We start from the raw sequence: 16,467 nt of genomic DNA, 5'->3' as shown, positions 1-16,467 counted from the left end.
TTGGTTATGCGGGCAGAGCCGCCCGCACGGGAGTTGCGTTACGCAGATTTGCGCGCCAGCATCGTGGCAAAGCGCAGTTTGATGCGGTTTCCGTTCGCGTCGGTGCGGTGAAGTTCACCGACGTCTTCATTGTATTTCAGCCGTTCCCAGCCTGCGTAATAATTGCTCAGCTCCCCCTCTTTAAAAGCAAACGGGAAACCGACCGTGCAGGGAAAATCCTCCGTATCCATCGCCGCCACAATCAGGTTATAGCCACCCGGTTTGGTGCAGCGCTGCATATTGGCGATCAACCCCGGAATGGTCTTCGCTTCCAGGAACATCAGCACCACCGTCGAGAGAATAAAGTCGTACTCGCCGTCAAAACTCAGGTTGTTCAGATCGGCCGCCGCCACGTGCAGATTGTCCAGCCCTTCCGCTTCGCGAATGCTTTGCAGATTGCTCAGGCTATTGGGATTTTTATCCCACGCGGTAACGTCAAAGCCTTTGTTCGCCAGATACAGACTGTTGCGGCCATTGCCACAGCCGAGATCCAGCGCTTTACCCGACGCAATGTAGTTCATGGCGTTCAGCACTTCAGAGTGCGTCGGGGTCATGTTGTATTTTTCAGTAAACCAGGTGTCGGTGCGGGTCGTCATTATGGTCCTCAATTCTTAACATGTATTTTAAATGCATTTTATTGTTTTCGTCGCCGGATCGCCAGCGTCGTAAAATTTGCTACGGTTAACTCAGGCTGATGGGAGAACTGTAACATGAATAAGTATCGACTCAGTGATGAGCACCGGGTGTTGAGTTACCAGATGGGCGGCGAGAAAAAAACGGTCGCGCTGCGCCAGCTGATTGCCGTGCGCGATTTCAACGATGTCACCGCAGGCACTGCCGGTGGCTGGGTCGATAGCGAAAATGTACTCGATCAGCAGGGAAACTGCTGGATTTACGATGAAAACAGCATGGTGTTTTATGGCACTACCGTGCGGGATAATGCGCGCATTACCCAGCCGTGCGTGATCTGCCATGAGGTGAAAATCCACGGTAATGCCTGGGTGGATGGCTGTGAAATCAGCCACGGCGCCGAATTAAGTGACAACGTCACCGTACAATCCTCAACGGTGCGCGGTGTGTGCCATCTGCGCGGCGATGCCCGTATTCTCAGCGGTTGCGACATTATTGCCGCGCGCGGGCTCACGCCGGATAACGAGCAGCTACTGCAAATCTACGATCGTGCAACGGTCAGCCACTCCCGCGTAGTACACCAGGCGCAAATCTACGGCGATGCCATCCTCAATTACGCGTTTGTTGAACACCGGGCAGAAGTGTTCGATTTTGCCCTGCTCGACGGCAACGAACTGAATGATGTCTGGGTTTGTGATTGCGCCAAAGTCTACGGTAATGCCCGTATTGTGGCCGGAACGCAGGACGATGAGATCCCCACGTTGCGCTACGGCTCACAGGTGGCGGAACACGCCGTGGTGGAAGGAAACTGTATCCTGAAGCACCATGTGCTGGTCGGCGGTCACGCCTGGCTGCGCGGCGGGCCGATCCAACTGGATGAAAAAGTGGTAATTCAGGGACATGCGCGCATTCAGGGAGATGTGCTGATCGAGCATCAGATTGAAATTACCGATAACGCCGTGGTGGACGCGCGGGATGGGGAGCGCATTTTACTGCGCGGGCCGAAAGTCATCAATGACGGGCAAATGATCACCCGCACGCCGTTGGTGGGGTCACTGTAACCCGTCGACGATACGCGCCCAGATATGCTGATCATCATAGTGACCGTTCAGAAATTCCGCCTGCTTCAGGCAGCCTTCCAGCGTGAAACCATTGCGGCTGGCCACCTGGTTGCTGGCCCTGTTTGCCACGCGGCATTTGATGACAAAGCGACGAACCGTGCCGCGGCGGGCGTAAAAGTCGATCATCGCCTGCATCGATTGCGACAAAAGCCCCTGCCCGCAGGCATTTTCATCCATCCAGTAACCGATGTAGGCCGTCTTATTTAACGGTTCAATGGCGTTGAACGCCAGCACCCCCACCAGTTTCTCCTCGCAAAGGATCATAAACATTTTGGCGTAACCGCGCTGATGCAGGATCACGTTGCTTTGCACGGTTTTTCGGGTGTCTTCCACTGAATGCACATGCTGCGGCCAGTCGAGAAATTGCTGAAGCCAGTCGCGGTTTTTCACCACCAGTTTGTAGAGATCGTCAACAAAACGGTCATTCACCGCATGCAGGGTGATGCGTTCGTTTACGGTAATCCGGGCATCTTCCATTTCGATCTCCCCAACGCATTCTCCCCCTTGCGGGGGAGAATGTAAGCTTAGCGCATCACTCTGTCGTCAACGTAATTACGTTTATCCGGCGCGGGCGGGAAATACTGATACAGCCAGGTTTCGCTGATGGCGTCGCCCTGGCAGCGGAGGAACAGACGCATTTCAACCGGATCGGTGGAATCGTTGGTCGGATACCAGTCAAACAGAATGCGGTAACCGTCGAACGGCTCAACATAGAGGATTTCCACCTGTTTCGCTTCACCGTTAGACAGGGTGATCACCGGTTCAATCCCTTTTGGCGCGGCGGCTTTCAGGTCCCCGCCCACGAAATCAATGGCGAAACGACGCGCCCATTTATCCGGATAGTGTTCCCCTGGTGCCCAGCCCTCCGGGAAACCACCCATGCCGGTGCGGGTGGCGTACACGCGCGCAAGCGGTGAACGCACCGGCGGCATCGCACTCCAGTAAAGACGATATTCAAAGGTGAATTCGTCCCCCGCTTTCACCGGTTTTTCCGGCTGCCAGAAGCAGACAATGTTATCCAGCGTTTCACCGGTGGTCGGGATCTCCATCAGGCAAACGGATCCTTTTCCCCACTTGTTACGCGGCTCGACCCACAGGCTCGGACGCTTGTTGTACCAACCCATCACATCCTGATAGTGGGAAAAATCCCGGTCCAGTTGCAGCAGGCCAAAGCCTTTCGGGTTGTTATCCTGGAATGCATTGAACTGCAGTTTCTGCGGGTTGTTCAGCGGGCGGCAAATCCACTCACCGTTACCGCGCCACATTGCCAGGCGATCGGAGTCGTGGATTTGCGGGTGAATGGTGTCGCACACGCGGCGCTCGTTATTGCCGCAGCTAAACATACTGGTCATTGGCGAAATGCCCAGTTGCTTGATCTCTTTACGGGCAAACAGGCGGTTTTCCACATCCATGATCACCTGGCTGGCTTCACAGTGGATGGTGAATTTAAACGCACCGGTAATGCTCGGGCTGTCGAGCAGCGCATAGACAGTGAATGAGGTATCCGACGGTTTCGCGGTTTCAAACCAGAAGGCGGTAAAGTCCGGGAACTCTTCCGGCGTATCGGTAAAGGTGTCAATCGCCACGCCGCGCGCGGAAAGCCCGTACTGGAAGGTGCTGTCTACCGCACGGAAATAGCTGGCGCCAAGGAAGGAGACGATATCGCGGCGCGCCAGTTCCGGCGCTTTGAATGCGCGAAAACCGGCGAAACCGAGATCGCTTTGCCCTTCCAGTTGTTTGGTGTCCACACCGGCATCGTGGTAGTTAAACAGCTCAGGACGGAAGTGGATTTCGCGCGCCTGGTGGCTTTGCTGGTCCAGCGAGAACATGCGTACGCGGCGGCGGAACCCCATGCCGACATGGAAGAACTGCACATCAAGCTGGCGACCGTCGATGTTATTCCACAGCGAGTGCTTCGCATCGTACTGGATGCTGTTGTAAGCCTGCGGCGTGAGCGTTGCCAGCGTATTCGGCAGCGCTCTTGGCGCGCCGCCCCACGGTTGCGCCGAGAGATCGTGCGCCATGGACTGCAACACGGAGAAATCAAAACGACGGCTTTGGCCATCGGCGATATCGGAGTCTGCCGCGAATGCCGCGCGGGAGAAAAGTGAAGCCACGCCGGTCGTACCGTACGTTGCTGCGAGCGCCATGGATGCCTGAATAAATCGTCTGCGGTTCATGCCTGGTAACACGTCCTTCTTGTCGTAAATGGACATTTCGCGGTGTCGCGAAACAGCGGCAAAAGCGATTGTTGATGAACGCACACTCTAGACAAAATTCATTGAGAATCCAATTGTTGGGCGCTGATTATCTGCGCAAACCGTGAAATATTTCCTGTCGATCGGATCAGCCCGAAAACAACGTAAAGATAAGGATAATGGCGGGTAAATGCGGCGGAATAAAAAAAGCCCCTGCCGGACATCAAATGGCAGGGGCCAGAATAGTGAGGCGTTATTGTGCGCTGACGCTAACGTCAATGCCCGGGAAGTATTTTGCTGCCAGCGTTTTGATGGTGCCGTCGGCACGCACTTTATCAATCGCGGCGTCGAGTTGTTTTTTGGTGGCCTCATCGCCTTTGCGCAACCCATAGCCAATACCGCTACCGAGGATCGTGTCGTCCGAGACCGGTTTGCCAATAAAGCCAAACCCTTTACCCTGCGGTTTGCTCAGAAAACCAGCCTGACCGGCTGCGGACATCACCAGCGTGGCGTCAATGCGGCCGTTCAGCAAATCACCCCACGCCATATTCTGATCTTTGTAAGACACCACCGTGACACCGTGTTTTTCCCAGTGTTCTTTGGCGTAAGTTTCCTGAATAGAACCCTGCAACACGCCAATGGTTTTGCCTTTCAGACCTTCAGCAGTGGCTTCCATTCCGGCACCGCTCTTGCCGACCAGTTGCGATGGAATACGATAAATAGGCTGAGTAAAGTCGATGCTCTTTTTGCGCTGGTCGGTGATATTCATTGCCGAGTTGATGGCATCAAACTTCTTCGCCACCAACCCCGGGATCAGCGCGTCAAACGACGTTTCCACCCAGCTACATTTCAATTGCGCGGCTTTGCAAATCGCATTCCCCAGTTCGATATCAAACCCTTCGAGCTCGCCAGACGCATTGCGGCTTTCGAACGGCGGATATTCCGCTTCCACGCCATAACGCAGTTCAGTGGCGGCAAACGAAGAGAGTGAGCAGAGCAACCCCATGCCCAGACAGAGTGCTTTTAATTTCATGATTAACGCTCCTTTAGCGTGGCTTAACACGGCACAGGGCCTGCGCACCTGCCCTTAACGTCGCTTCATCTTTCGCAAAAGAGAGGCGAATCAACTTGTTATCAGTACCATCAGTGTAAAAAGCCGACAACGGGATCGTGGCGACGCCGCAATCGGTAATCAGTCGTTTCACCATTTCGCTGTCGCTCTCTTCACTGAAATGGCTGTAATCCGCCAGCATAAAAAACGATCCTGCGCTGGGTAATAACCGGAATGGCGACTCCGCCAGCAGCGTTTGTAGCAGGTCGCGTTTGCGTTGGTAAAAGACCGACAGCGACAACCAACTTTGTGGGTCGCGCATATGATCGGCAAAGGCATATTGCATCGGCGTGTCGGCAGAGAACATCAGAAACTGATGCACTTTGCAGATCTCCTCCATCAGTTCAGCAGGCGCAACGCAGTACCCTACGCGCCAGCCGGTCACGTGGTAGGTTTTACCAAACGAGGAGATAATTACGCTACGCTCCGCCAGTTGCGGGAGCGTCGCCATGCCATGATGCGGCTCACCGTCAAAGACAACGTGCTCATACACTTCGTCGGAGAGGATCACGATATCCGTATTGCGGGTGATCGCAGCCAGTTGCTCAAGGTCCGCGCGGGAGAACACCTGCCCGCTGGGATTGTGCGGGGTGTTGATGATGATCATCCGGGTACGCGGCGTGATGGCGGCGCGCACCTCATCCCAGTTGACGGCAAAATCCGGCACTGTCAGTTTAATCGCCACCGGCGTTGCCCCCTGCAAACGGACAATCGGCGCATAGCTATCAAACGACGGTTCAAAATAGATAACCTCATCGCCAGGATGCACCAGCCCACTGATGGCGGAGTAGAGCCCTTCGCTGGCGCTGGCGGTGATCAGGATTTCGTTATCAACGTCATAGTCAGTGTGGTACAGGTCATTTATCTTCTGCGCGATACGTTCTTTCAGCGGACGCAAGCCGGTCATCGGCGCATACTGGTTATGGCTATCCTCCATCGCACGGGTAACACCGGCCACCAGTTGCGGATCGCACGGGAAGTTGGGCGCGCCCTGAGAAAGGTTAATGGCATTATGCTGCGCGGAAAGCTGGCCAATCACGGTAAAAATGGTGGTGCCGACATCGGGTAATTTGGAGCGAAATTTCACCGGGGTACGCAAAGTCATGCTTAATCCTTTCTCATTAAAAGTGCATAACCATTCAAACCAAAACAGCATTGAGCCGACAAGCGAATTGTTGTCATAATAGCCATGACTAAATTGCATAGCTGGAGCCGCCATGTCGCACCGTACCCTGCCGCTCAACGCCATTGACGCGTTTCTGGTCACCGCGCGCCATCTGAATCTGACCCATGCCGCCAAAGAGCTCTGCCTGACGCAAGGCGCAGTCAGCCGCAAAATTGCCACTCTGGAAGCCTGGTTTGGCTTTCCGCTGTTTGAGCGCCATGCCCGCGGGCTGCACCTGTCGCCACAGGGAAGCGCGCTGTTACCGGAGTTGCGCAGCGCGTTTGAGCATTTGCTAATGGCGGCCGATCAGGCGCGGGCCCAACAAACGGTGGTGCGGCTGAAGTCCCCCACCTGCGCCATGCGCTGGCTGGTGCCGCGCCTGGTGCAGCTGGAACATCGTTACCCGGAATTGCAGATTGCGCTGACCACCACCACCGATCACACCATTAACTTCAAAACAGAACCTTATGACGCCGCCATCGTATTCGGGACGCAATTGAGCGCGGGCGATCTGCTGTTTGAAGAGGCGCTGACCCCGGTCATGAGCGCGGACTATTCACATCATGATGCACTGGAAAAAGCGACGCTGCTGCACCCGACACGGGACAAAACCGACTGGTCATTGTGGCTGGCGAAGCAACAGCTGTTTCAGCCCGCCATGAGAAAAAATCAACACTTCGACACCATGGATCTGGCGATCACCGCCGCCATTCAGGGGCTAGGCGTGGCCATTGCCGACGAAACGCTGGTCGAGGAGGATGTTCGCGCCGGACGGCTGCTGTGCCCGTTTGCCCGCAGTGTAAAGACCGGAGCCAGTTACCGGCTGGTACTGCGCGAATCACACAACAAAGCCGCCGGGCTGGCGGCCTTCCGACAGGGGTTGTTGGGGATCAATCCAGCTTAACGTGGTGGCGCATCACCCGGCGAAAGAAGCTCAAACGGGCACGCATAAAGCGATTAACCAGGCGGAATCCTGCATGTTTATTCAATCCAATGCGTAACAAACGGTCGCGTCCGCGCACGCAGGCCAGCCAGCGAACCGGCCCCTGTAATACCTCCGTCTTATGGCTGGCGACGTGCGCAAACTGCGCCCAGTAGTCAGCGATCTGTGCGGCAAACGCATTATCGCGATCGTTCACATAGGTGCACGATGGCTCTGACAAGTGCAAATTATCGAAAACATACGGCACTTCATTGCCGTGCCACGCGCCATTGGCATAGGTATCGTGTGCAGCTTCAGCAACATAATCAAACCAGTAACGCCAGCATGGCTGCCTGACCCGCTGCTGCGCTTGCATCACCACCAGGCCCAGCGTGGTAAACGCCATATCGCGGCATACCTGCCTGCCAAGTTCGGCATCGCCTCTCACGCCCGGATAGAGTAAACGGATCAGCCCAAGACCAAGCCGTTGTTCGCGACGCATCTTCTCGATTTGCCCGGCAAGATCAACGCCAAACTCCGCCATCACGCTGGCTTCGTCGCTGTTGGAACCGATAATCACCGGCAGCGGGTGCTGGCGACCGGCAAAGAAGACCTCCAGAGTAGAGTCCGGTAAGACGGCATCCCCCGCAATGGGCGCCGGGGCAATTTTCAGCGGGGCCACCAGCGGCCAGAACGCCTGCGCCGGGATCGCCCGCAACTGTTCCGCGCTGGCATTTTCCAGCCCGAAATGGGCGGCGATCGCCTCGCCTTTTGCCAGCGCACTCACCCGCGGCGTATCCGGCAGTGTATAGCTACTCTGGATGATGCCTTTGTGAAACAACCCTACCGCCAGCGGCGAGGCCATGAGCGCCATGACGCTACGGCCCCCGGCGGATTCGCCAAACAGCGTGACATTGCTGGCATCACCGCCAAAGGCCGCAATGTTCTCCTGGACCCATCGCAGCGCGGCAATTTGATCGAGCAGACCGAAGTTGCAGATACGCGCGTCCGGCGCTTGCTCCTGCTCCAGCGCCGGATGCGCGAAGAAGCCAAGATGTCCCAACCGGTAGTTGACGGTGACCAGCACCACACCGCGCGCAGCCAGTTGCTGACCGTCGTAAGGCGGAAGCCCGCCGGAACCGATGGTAAAGCCGCCGCCGTGCAGCCAGACCATGACCGGCAACCGTTTGTCGCGGCGGGCAGGCGACCAGACATTCAGATAGAGGCAATCTTCAGAGAACTGCCCCGGATCGCCACCGCCAATCTGCTGGCAGTATTCACTGTTCTGCCAGCTGGCGGCAGAAAAACGGTCCGCCAGGCGCACCCCCTGCCAAGGTTCAACAGGTTGCGGCGCGCGCCAGCGCAGGGTATCGACAGGCGGTGCGGCAAAAGGAATACCGCGCCAGACATGACAGGCGTTTTCACTGCGCCCCATCACCAGACCCTGACGGGTCTGGGCCAGTGGGGCTGAAGGATTTTCCATAACACCATCCAGAAAGAACTGATTTCTGGCAGAGTACCTGTTTTACAGAAGTCCGCAACGTCGTTTGCTCCGTTCGGAGGCCTCCCGGTAGAGCGTGAACTCATCGAGCACCGGGCACCCCAGGGCGTCCTCAAACTGCGTCTGACTGGCGTTGCCGTGGTTGCGCGCCTGCGTTTCATTTCCCAGATTAGACTGGAAGATCCCGGCGGCGCTCACCGGCAGAAAATCCTCATACGTGATCGGCTGGGCAACCACCCACCCGCGCTCGATCAGCGGCTGCGGATCATCGCCGGGGCGGATCGCCTTGCGATGGGCTTCGCCGGTCGGCGTCAGGCGATAGCGAAACCACGCCAGTTCTTGCTTGCGCAGCAACATTTCGCTATCCGGAAACGCTTTAAACACCTCTTGTAAATGAAGCTGGTGCGTCAGGTTGTCTTTCCCCGTTCCGGCTTGCAGTAATAACTGGTCATACAGCGCCCGGCCTTTTTCCGTCAGCGCCACACCGCGTTGTTCGATTTCACCAAAACGCGCGGTATGCGTTCCCTGGTGCTCGCCGCTGAACAGCACCGGTTCATCCAGCGCTTTAAAACTGGTCTGGCGCAGCAGGATCGGCACATCACGCCGCGGTGGCCCTTCAATAAGGATCTTCGGTTCAATACCGTATTCCGGCATCAGCGCCTGTACGCGGTCGATATCCAGCGTACGCGGGGTTAAGTGGTTAATATGGCAGCCGGGAAAACAGACCACATCGGCAATCAACCGGTGTTCGCGGTGCAACGCCAGGTAGGTTTGCTCATCCACGGTGGCGTGGCGATGCCAGCGGAAGGTTTCCAGCGCTTCCTGCACAAATGCCTGCGCCTGTTGCGGGGTAAAACCGCCATTCAGCTCATGCAGTTCAATCAGTTGCCGACAGGCAGGGGTAAAAATGTCGCGCTTTGCCAGAATGGCGGCAGCTTTATTGCGCAACGCCGGGTCTTCAATCAGCTCCAGACGCAGCAGCGAGGTAAAAATGCGAAACGGATTGCGCGCCAGCGCCGCGTCGTCAACCGGGCGAAACGCCGTGGAATGCACCGGCACGCCCGCCTGCGAGAGATCGTAATAGCTGACCGGATACATGCCCATGATGGCGAACATCCGCCGCAGCATGGAAAGCTCCTGCGCTGTGCCCACACGGATCGCACCGTGACGCTCAACATTCAGTCGGGACAGCTCATCGGCATTGGCCAGTTGTTCGTGTAAACGGGGGTTGTGCTCCAGCACGGCCAGGTTCACATCGGCAACCAGTTCCTGCAACGTGCCATACTGTGGAACCTCCTGCTGATACATTGCTGACATGGCCTGTGAAAATTGTTCGCGAATATCATCAGCCGTGATGCTGTACGTCATATTATTCGTCCTCCAGAGGTCTTTCTCTGGAGTGTAGAAAGGCCTTTCGCCACCGTGTCGGGAAATTTACAAAGTGTGATCGTGGCTGAAAACGCGCACGCTTTGCGCCCACCGGGCATAACCTCCGCTTATGAAAAACAATTCGGACAAAACCACACCAACCTGCTGGTTACGTCACATTGCGGAGAAAATCCGTTTGTAACTCAAAGAGATTAGATGTTAATAATAGTTTGCTATCAAGTTATCAAAATTAAACAAACTTACTTGTCACCGGCTCCGCTCAGTTTTTAACATCATCTTATGGAAAAAAACGGCCTGTTTTCACAGCGCATACGTCTGCGCCATTTACATACTTTCGTTGCCGTCGCTCAACAGGGAACGCTGGGGCGCGCGGCTGAAACCCTTAACCTGAGCCAACCGGCACTGTCGAAAACCCTTAACGAACTGGAACAACTGACCGGGAAACGGCTATTTGAACGGGGACGCATGGGGGCGCAACTGACGGTGGTGGGCGAGCAGTTTCTCACCCATGCGGTCCGCGTGCTGGACGCGGTGAATATCGCCGGGCAATCGCTGAACTACAAATATGAGCAAAAAACGGATGTGATCCGCATCGGCGCGCTGCCCACTGCTGCACTGGGTATTTTGCCCGGCGTGATTGGGCAGTTACATAAACAGCAACCGGACCTCACCATCCAGGTCGCCACCGCCAACAACCCGATGCTGCTGGCCGGGCTGAAGTCCGGCGAACTGGATCTCGGCATTGGGCGCATGTCCGATCCGGAACTGATGACCGGGCTGAATTATGAGCTGCTGTTTCTGGAGTCGCTGAAACTGGTGGTGCGCCCTCGTCACCCGTTGTTGCAAACCACCGTGACGCTCAGCCGCGTGCTTGAGTGGCCAGTCGTGGTCTTACCGGAAGGCACGGTACCGCGACAAAACGCGGAAGATCTGCTCAGCAGTCAAAACTGCCGGTTGCCATCTGGCTGTATTGAGACGCTTTCGGCGTCACTGTCGCGTCAGCTGACGGTCGATCATGACTATGTCTGGTTTGTGCCCTCCGGTGCAGTAAAAGACGATCTGCGTGTCGGTACGCTGGTGGCGCTGCCCATTGCTCCACCGGGCGTGGGCGATCCGATCGGCATTATCACTCGTGTCGATACGCCGCTTTCTCCGGCAGCCCATACGCTGATTAGCGCCATTCGGAAAATCATGCCGGGGTAATCCTGGCATGGCGATCTGTGCTTCTTGTTGCGCAAAAGGTAAACATTACGTTACTTGTGTGATAAAAGGGGTTGTTGATTAAGGGTTGTTGTTATGCAAATTAGACTAACGCTGTAACAATCCGTCTCCGGAAGAACAGATGAAATTCAAAACGGCTATCAAACCTTACCACGCTGCTGCCGGTGGTCTGGGTTCGCTTGAAGCAACCACACGCTTCGTTATTGACAGCAAAAATGCCCTCAAGAATATGCGCAACCTGCTGCGCATGAATAAAGCCCGCGGCTTTGACTGCCCTGGCTGCGCCTGGGGCGATGACAATAAAAGCACCTTCAGTTTTTGTGAAAACGGCGCCAAGGCCGTGACCTGGGAAGCCACCCGCCGACAGATTGACGCCGCCTTCTTTGCGCAACACAGCGTGAGCGCCCTCACCCGTCAAAGTGATTACTTTCTTGAGTACCAGGGGCGACTGACCGAACCGCTGCGTTACAACCCGCACACCGATCACTATGAGCCGGTGAGCTGGGACGATGCCCTGACGATGATTGCTGAACATATTCAGGCGATGGATAACCCGGATCAGATGGAGCTGTACACCTCCGGTCGCGCCAGTAACGAAGCGTCGTATCTTTACCAGTTATTTGGCCGTATGGTCGGCACCAATAACTTCCCTGACTGTTCAAATATGTGCCACGAAGCAAGCGGCGCAGGGTTAAAACGCAGCATTGGCGTCGGTAAAGGCACGATTCATCTTGCCGACTTTGACAAAGCGGACGCCATTTTTGTGTTCGGCCAAAACCCCGGAACCAACCACCCGCGCATGCTGCACAGCCTGCGCCATGCCGCCGATCGCGGCGCACGGATCGTCACCTTTAATACCCTGCGGGAACGCGGCCTTGAGCGTTTTGCCGACCCGCAAAAACCGCTGGAAGTGGTGACCCCGATGGCGGGCGTGATCAGCTCCTCTTACTACCAGCCGAATCTGGGCGGTGATATGGCCGCCGTACGCGGGATTGCCAAAGCGTTGCTGGAGACCCAGCGCCAGCGCCTTGCGGCCGGTGAACCGGGGATCTTCGACGACGCCTTTATTGCGCAGCACACCCAGGGTATTGAGGCATGGTTTGCGCAAATCGACGCCACCGACTGGCGCACCATTGAACAGCAATCCGGTTTAAACCAACAACAACTGCGCGATGCCGCTGCCGTCTGGCAGCAGGCCGAAAAAGTGATCTGCACCTGGGCGATGGGCATTACCCAGCATAAACACTCGCTGGACACGGTGCGTGAAATCACCAACCTGCAGCTGCTGGGCGGTCATCTGGGTAAACCTGGCGCGGGTTTATGCCCGGTACGCGGCCACAGTAATGTGCAGGGCAACCGCACGATGGGCATTGATGAGAAGCCCCCGGCAGCACTGCTGGACAGCCTCGCCCGCCATTTCAATTTTGAGCCCCCGCGCGCACACGGTCACCATACGGTGGATGCCATTCAGGCGATGCTGCGTGACGAGGTGAAAGTGTTGATCGCCTTAGGCGGTAACCTTGCCGCCGCTGCGCCGGACACGCCGCTCACCTGCGAAGCGCTGCGCCGCTGTGGGCTGACGGTGTACATCAGCACCAAACTAAACCGCAGCCACCTGATGCCAGGAAAACAGTCGCTGATCCTGCCGACGCTGGGGCGCACCGAAGAGGATGTGCAAGCGACGGGCCGCCAGTTTGTGACGGTGGAGGACTCGTTCAGCATGGTGCATGCCTCGGAAGGGATCGGTAAACCGCTGGCGGCAACGCAACGCTCTGAAACGGCCATTGTCGCCGGGATCGCGCATGCCACTCTCGGTACAGAAAAGCTGGACTGGCTGGCGCTGGCAGACGATTACAACCTGATCCGCGATCACATTGCCACCACGCTACCCGGTTTTCAGAACTTCAACGCCCGCTGCGAAGAGCCTGGCGGGTTCTGGCTGGGGAACGCCGCAGCCGATCTGCGCTTTAACACGCCCTCCGGGAAAGCGGAATTCAGCGCCGCACCGCTGCCGCAGTCGGTTTGCCCGGAAACGGACGCGCCATTTGTGCTGCAAACCCTGCGCTCTCACGATCAGTACAACACCACTATTTATGGTCTTGATGATCGCTACCGTGGCGTCTACGGACAGCGCGATGTGCTGTTTATGCACCCGGACGACATTCAGTCGCTGGGGTTAGCGGACGGCGATCGGGTGAATATCGAAACCCGCTCCACAGACGGGATTGTGCGCCGCGTAGAAGATTTCCGCCTCGTTGCCTATAACATCCCGCGCGGGAATCTGGCGGCTTACTACCCGGAAACGAACCCACTGGTTCCTCTGACCCGTTTTGGTGACGGTACCGGCACCCCGACGTCCAAATCTATTCCGGTTGTCATAACCCCGGCACAACCCCGCGATACCCTGCGAATTGCCTGACCTTCACGCCCGCGTTCTGCGGGCGTTCTCAATTAATGCGATCTTAATTCTTAACATTTGCGTAAAACAATTTAACAGTTTTATCATACCTCCGATTCACCATATGGTTCATACGCATCCATATTTATGCTTCACATTACGAAAAAGAAGGTAATTACACTTTCATTCAGAACAATACCCCTTTGAGATTTATCCATTTGGTTCGCATGGGTTAACCCCGACGGCTGAAGGACGGGTGTGTTTTAAGGAGAACGTCATGGCATCTGGCAGCACGCCACGCGGGATCGTCAGCATCCTGAAATGGTTACTGGTCATACTGATGATGGTTATCGGTCTGGCTATCGGCATCCTCGGTTACAAGCTGGTCGCCGTCGGCGGCAGTCTTTACTTCCTGGTGATGGGCATCGTGATGCTTATCGCCGCAGGATTGATCATTAAAAACCGCGCCAGTGGCATCGTGTTATATGCCCTGGCGTTTCTTGTTTCCATTATCTGGGCGATTAACGACGCCGGCTGGTCATTCTGGCCGCTGTTTTCGCGCCTGTTCACCTTTGGCGTGCTGGCATTCCTCGCCGCCCTGCTGTGGCCGCTGATGCGGTCGCAACACAGCGCGACGCCGCTGCGTAAATCATCGTTCAGCCTGGCGGGCGTACTGGCAATTCTGCTGCTGGTGAGCGCGGGCGGGATGCTTAAGACCTGGAACGTTGTCGAATCAACGGAGCAGGTTCCGGTCAAACCGGTTACGCAAGCCACCGCGCAGCAGGACTGGAAACACTGGGGCAATACCACCCACGGCGATCGTTTCGCGGCGCTGGATCAGATCAACAAGCAGAACATCAACCAGTTGCAGGTGGCATGGGTTGCGCATACCGGCGATATTCCGCAAAGCAACGGCTCCGGGGCGGAAGATCAGAACACCCCGCTGCAAATTGGCGACACGCTGTATGTCTGTACTCCGTACAGCAAAGTGCTGGCGCTGGATGTCGACTCCGGCAAGGAGAAATGGCGTTACGACGCAAAAGCCACCGCACCAAACTGGCAGCGTTGCCGGGGTCTGGGCTACTACGAAGATAGCAGTGCGCTGGCTTCCCCGGCACAGAACAATGCACCAGCCGCCTGTCCGCGCCGTCTGTTCCTGCCAACCACCGATGCGCGCCTGATCGCCATTAACGCCGACAATGGCCGCGCCTGTGATGACTTTGGCGAGCATGGCATTGTCGATCTCAGCGTCGGCATGGGTGACATCAAACCGGGTTACTACCAGCAAACCTCCACGCCACTGGTGGCCGGAAATGTGGTAGTGGTCGGCGGTCGCGTGGCGGATAACTTCTCCACCGGCGAACCGCCGGGCGTGGTGCGCGCTTATGACGTGCACACCGGGAAACTGGCGTGGGCGTGGGATCCGGGCAACCCGAACATAACCGGTTTACCGCCGGAGGGCCAGACCTATACGCGCGGTACGCCGAACGTCTGGTCGGCGATGTCTTATGACGCCAAACTGAACCTCATCTATCTGCCGACTGGCAACGCCACACCGGATTTCTGGGCTGGCGAACGTACGGCGCTGGACGATAAATACAGCTCATCGGTGGTTGCTGTTGATGCGACCACCGGCAAAGTGCGCTGGCACTTCCAGACTACGCACCATGATCTGTGGGACTTCGACCTGCCTTCGCAGCCGCTGCTTTACGATCTGCCGGACGGTAAAGGCCATACCACCCCGGTGCTGGTGCAGACCAGTAAACAGGGCATGATCTTTATGCTCAACCGTGAAACGGGTGAGCCGGTAGCAAAAGTGGAAGAGCGCCCGGTTCCGGCAGGCCATGTGCAGGGGGAACGCTACTCCCCTACGCAGCCGTACTCTGTGGGGATGCCAATGATTGGTAACCAGACCCTGAAAGAGTCCGACATGTGGGGCGCAACCCCGATTGACCTGCTGATGTGCCGTATTGCGTTTAAAGCCATGCGTCATCAGGGCATTTACACGCCGCCGGGGCTCGATCGCTCCCTGCAATTCCCTGGCTCGCTGGGTGGGATGAACTGGGGCAGCGTGTCGGTCGATCCGAACAATCATCTGATGTTTGTGAACGATATGCGTCTGGGGCTGGCGAACTACATGGTGCCGCGCGCCAATGTGGCGAAAAACGCCAGTGGTATCGAGATGGGGATTGTGCCAATGGACGGTACGCCGTTTGGCGCAATGCGCGAACGCTTCCTGTCGCCGTTGGGTATTCCGTGCCAGAAACCGCCATTCGGTACGATGTCGGCGGTGGATCTCTCCACCGGCAAGCTAGTGTGGCAGGTGCCGGTTGGCACCGTGCAGGATACCGGGCCGTTAGGTATCCGCATGCATATGCCGATCCCCATCGGGATGCCAACGCTGGGCGCATCGCTCTCCACGCAATCCGGCCTGCTGTTCTTTGCCGGTACGCAAGATTTCTACCTGCGCGCGTTTGATACCGCCACCGGGAAAGAGATCTGGAAAGACCGTCTGCCGGTGGGCAGCCAGTCCGGCCCGATGACCTATATATCGCCGAAGAGCGGCAAGCAATATGTGATTATTAATGCGGGCGGCGCGCGACAGTCGCCGGATCGCGGTGATTACATCATTGCCTATGCGTTACCTGATAAGTCGTAAAGTGTGCAAAAGGCCCGACGGTTCGGGCCTTTTTTACGTCATCGCTGCAACCAATCTTAAACAAACATTTCACTCGCCAGACACGTATTCGTGGCACTGATAAACTCAATCAT

12 protein-coding genes are annotated in these 16,467 nt (G+C 56.6%); 5 read left to right on the top strand and 7 right to left on the bottom strand.

All coding sequences use genetic code 11. From position 1 onward, the window contains the following. Positions 1 to 38 precede the first annotated feature (38 nt). Positions 39 to 635 carry a tellurite resistance methyltransferase TehB gene (gene tehB / locus N7922_RS12170; RefSeq protein WP_263100759.1) on the bottom strand — a complete coding sequence of 199 codons (597 nt, stop codon included), beginning with the start codon at positions 633 to 635 and terminating at the stop codon, positions 39 to 41. Between the two features lie 114 nt (positions 636 to 749). Here tehB and ydcK point away from each other — a divergent pair, with 114 nt between their 5' ends. After that, the gene (gene ydcK / locus N7922_RS12165; protein ID WP_263100758.1) at positions 750 to 1,730 is read left to right on the top strand and encodes a YdcK family protein; all 981 of its coding nucleotides are present in this window, start codon (positions 750 to 752) and stop codon (positions 1,728 to 1,730) included. Here ydcK and rimL read toward each other — a convergent pair. The 4 genes from rimL to N7922_RS12145 form a co-directional block, all read right to left on the bottom strand. Continuing rightward, positions 1,722 to 2,267, bottom strand: a complete 546-nt coding sequence (rimL, locus tag N7922_RS12160; RefSeq protein WP_263100757.1) for a 50S ribosomal protein L7/L12-serine acetyltransferase — start codon at positions 2,265 to 2,267, stop codon at positions 1,722 to 1,724. The two genes, ydcK and rimL, sit on opposite strands and share 9 nt — an antisense overlap. A 47-nt stretch (positions 2,268 to 2,314) precedes the next feature. Continuing rightward, complete coding sequence (locus N7922_RS12155) at positions 2,315 to 3,970, bottom strand: glucan biosynthesis protein D (RefSeq protein ID WP_263100756.1); 1,656 nt, start codon at positions 3,968 to 3,970, stop codon at positions 2,315 to 2,317. A 271-nt stretch (positions 3,971 to 4,241) separates the two neighbouring features. Further along, positions 4,242 to 5,021, bottom strand: coding sequence for an ABC transporter substrate-binding protein (locus tag N7922_RS12150; RefSeq protein WP_263100755.1), 780 nt, complete (start codon positions 5,019 to 5,021; stop codon positions 4,242 to 4,244). Positions 5,022 to 5,034: 13 nt separating this feature from the next. Then, positions 5,035 to 6,204, bottom strand: coding sequence for a pyridoxal phosphate-dependent aminotransferase (locus tag N7922_RS12145; RefSeq protein WP_263100754.1), 1,170 nt, complete (start codon positions 6,202 to 6,204; stop codon positions 5,035 to 5,037). 112 nt (positions 6,205 to 6,316) lie between these two features. Between N7922_RS12145 and N7922_RS12140 the strand changes: the two genes are divergently transcribed. Next, positions 6,317 to 7,168, top strand: coding sequence for a LysR substrate-binding domain-containing protein (locus N7922_RS12140; RefSeq protein ID WP_263100753.1), 852 nt, complete (start codon positions 6,317 to 6,319; stop codon positions 7,166 to 7,168). Here the strand turns inward: N7922_RS12140 and N7922_RS12135 are convergent. Both N7922_RS12135 and N7922_RS12130 read right to left on the bottom strand, forming a co-directional pair. Continuing rightward, a complete protein-coding gene (locus N7922_RS12135) occupies positions 7,155 to 8,669 on the bottom strand; it encodes a carboxylesterase/lipase family protein (protein WP_263100752.1) in 1,515 nt (504 codons plus the stop codon). The genes N7922_RS12140 and N7922_RS12135 overlap by 14 nt on opposite strands. Before the next feature lie 42 nt (positions 8,670 to 8,711). Further along, entirely contained in the window at positions 8,712 to 10,055 is a 1,344-nt protein-coding gene (locus N7922_RS12130; protein ID WP_263100751.1) for a VOC family protein, read from the bottom strand. Positions 10,056 to 10,355: 300 nt separating this feature from the next. Here N7922_RS12130 and N7922_RS12125 point away from each other — a divergent pair, with 300 nt between their 5' ends. From N7922_RS12125 to N7922_RS12115, 3 genes are all read left to right on the top strand, one after another. Continuing rightward, positions 10,356 to 11,279: a LysR substrate-binding domain-containing protein gene (locus N7922_RS12125; protein ID WP_263100750.1), complete on the top strand. Its 924-nt coding sequence runs from the start codon at positions 10,356 to 10,358 to the stop codon at positions 11,277 to 11,279. Positions 11,280 to 11,418: 139 nt separating this feature from the next. After that, on the top strand, positions 11,419 to 13,716 hold the full coding sequence (locus N7922_RS12120; RefSeq protein ID WP_263100749.1) for an FdhF/YdeP family oxidoreductase: 2,298 nt from the start codon (positions 11,419 to 11,421) through the stop codon (positions 13,714 to 13,716). A gap of 256 nt (positions 13,717 to 13,972) precedes the next feature. Then, the gene (locus tag N7922_RS12115; protein WP_263100748.1) at positions 13,973 to 16,354 is read left to right on the top strand and encodes a glucose/quinate/shikimate family membrane-bound PQQ-dependent dehydrogenase; all 2,382 of its coding nucleotides are present in this window, start codon (positions 13,973 to 13,975) and stop codon (positions 16,352 to 16,354) included. Positions 16,355 to 16,467 lie beyond the last annotated feature (113 nt).

The sequence above is a fragment of the Kosakonia sp. ML.JS2a genome (assembly GCF_025642095.1).
Lineage (GTDB): Bacteria > Pseudomonadota > Gammaproteobacteria > Enterobacterales > Enterobacteriaceae.
The sequence above is the reverse complement of the archived record's forward strand: the minus strand, read 5'-3'. Positions and strand labels throughout refer to the sequence as shown.

Excerpts from the sequence above, each read along its gene's own strand:
- tehB (WP_263100759.1), bottom strand. The coding sequence starts at position 635 with ATGACGACCCGCACCGACACCTGGTTTACTGAAAAATACAACATGACC.
- ydcK (WP_263100758.1), top strand. The coding sequence starts at position 750 with ATGAATAAGTATCGACTCAGTGATGAGCACCGGGTGTTGAGTTACCAG.
- rimL (WP_263100757.1), bottom strand. The coding sequence starts at position 2,267 with ATGGAAGATGCCCGGATTACCGTAAACGAACGCATCACCCTGCATGCG.
- N7922_RS12155 (WP_263100756.1), bottom strand. The coding sequence starts at position 3,970 with ATGAACCGCAGACGATTTATTCAGGCATCCATGGCGCTCGCAGCAACG.
- N7922_RS12150 (WP_263100755.1), bottom strand. The coding sequence starts at position 5,021 with ATGAAATTAAAAGCACTCTGTCTGGGCATGGGGTTGCTCTGCTCACTC.
- N7922_RS12145 (WP_263100754.1), bottom strand. The coding sequence starts at position 6,204 with ATGACTTTGCGTACCCCGGTGAAATTTCGCTCCAAATTACCCGATGTC.
- N7922_RS12140 (WP_263100753.1), top strand. The coding sequence starts at position 6,317 with ATGTCGCACCGTACCCTGCCGCTCAACGCCATTGACGCGTTTCTGGTC.
- N7922_RS12135 (WP_263100752.1), bottom strand. The coding sequence starts at position 8,669 with ATGGAAAATCCTTCAGCCCCACTGGCCCAGACCCGTCAGGGTCTGGTG.
- N7922_RS12130 (WP_263100751.1), bottom strand. The coding sequence starts at position 10,055 with ATGACGTACAGCATCACGGCTGATGATATTCGCGAACAATTTTCACAG.
- N7922_RS12125 (WP_263100750.1), top strand. The coding sequence starts at position 10,356 with ATGGAAAAAAACGGCCTGTTTTCACAGCGCATACGTCTGCGCCATTTA.
- N7922_RS12120 (WP_263100749.1), top strand. The coding sequence starts at position 11,419 with ATGAAATTCAAAACGGCTATCAAACCTTACCACGCTGCTGCCGGTGGT.
- N7922_RS12115 (WP_263100748.1), top strand. The coding sequence starts at position 13,973 with ATGGCATCTGGCAGCACGCCACGCGGGATCGTCAGCATCCTGAAATGG.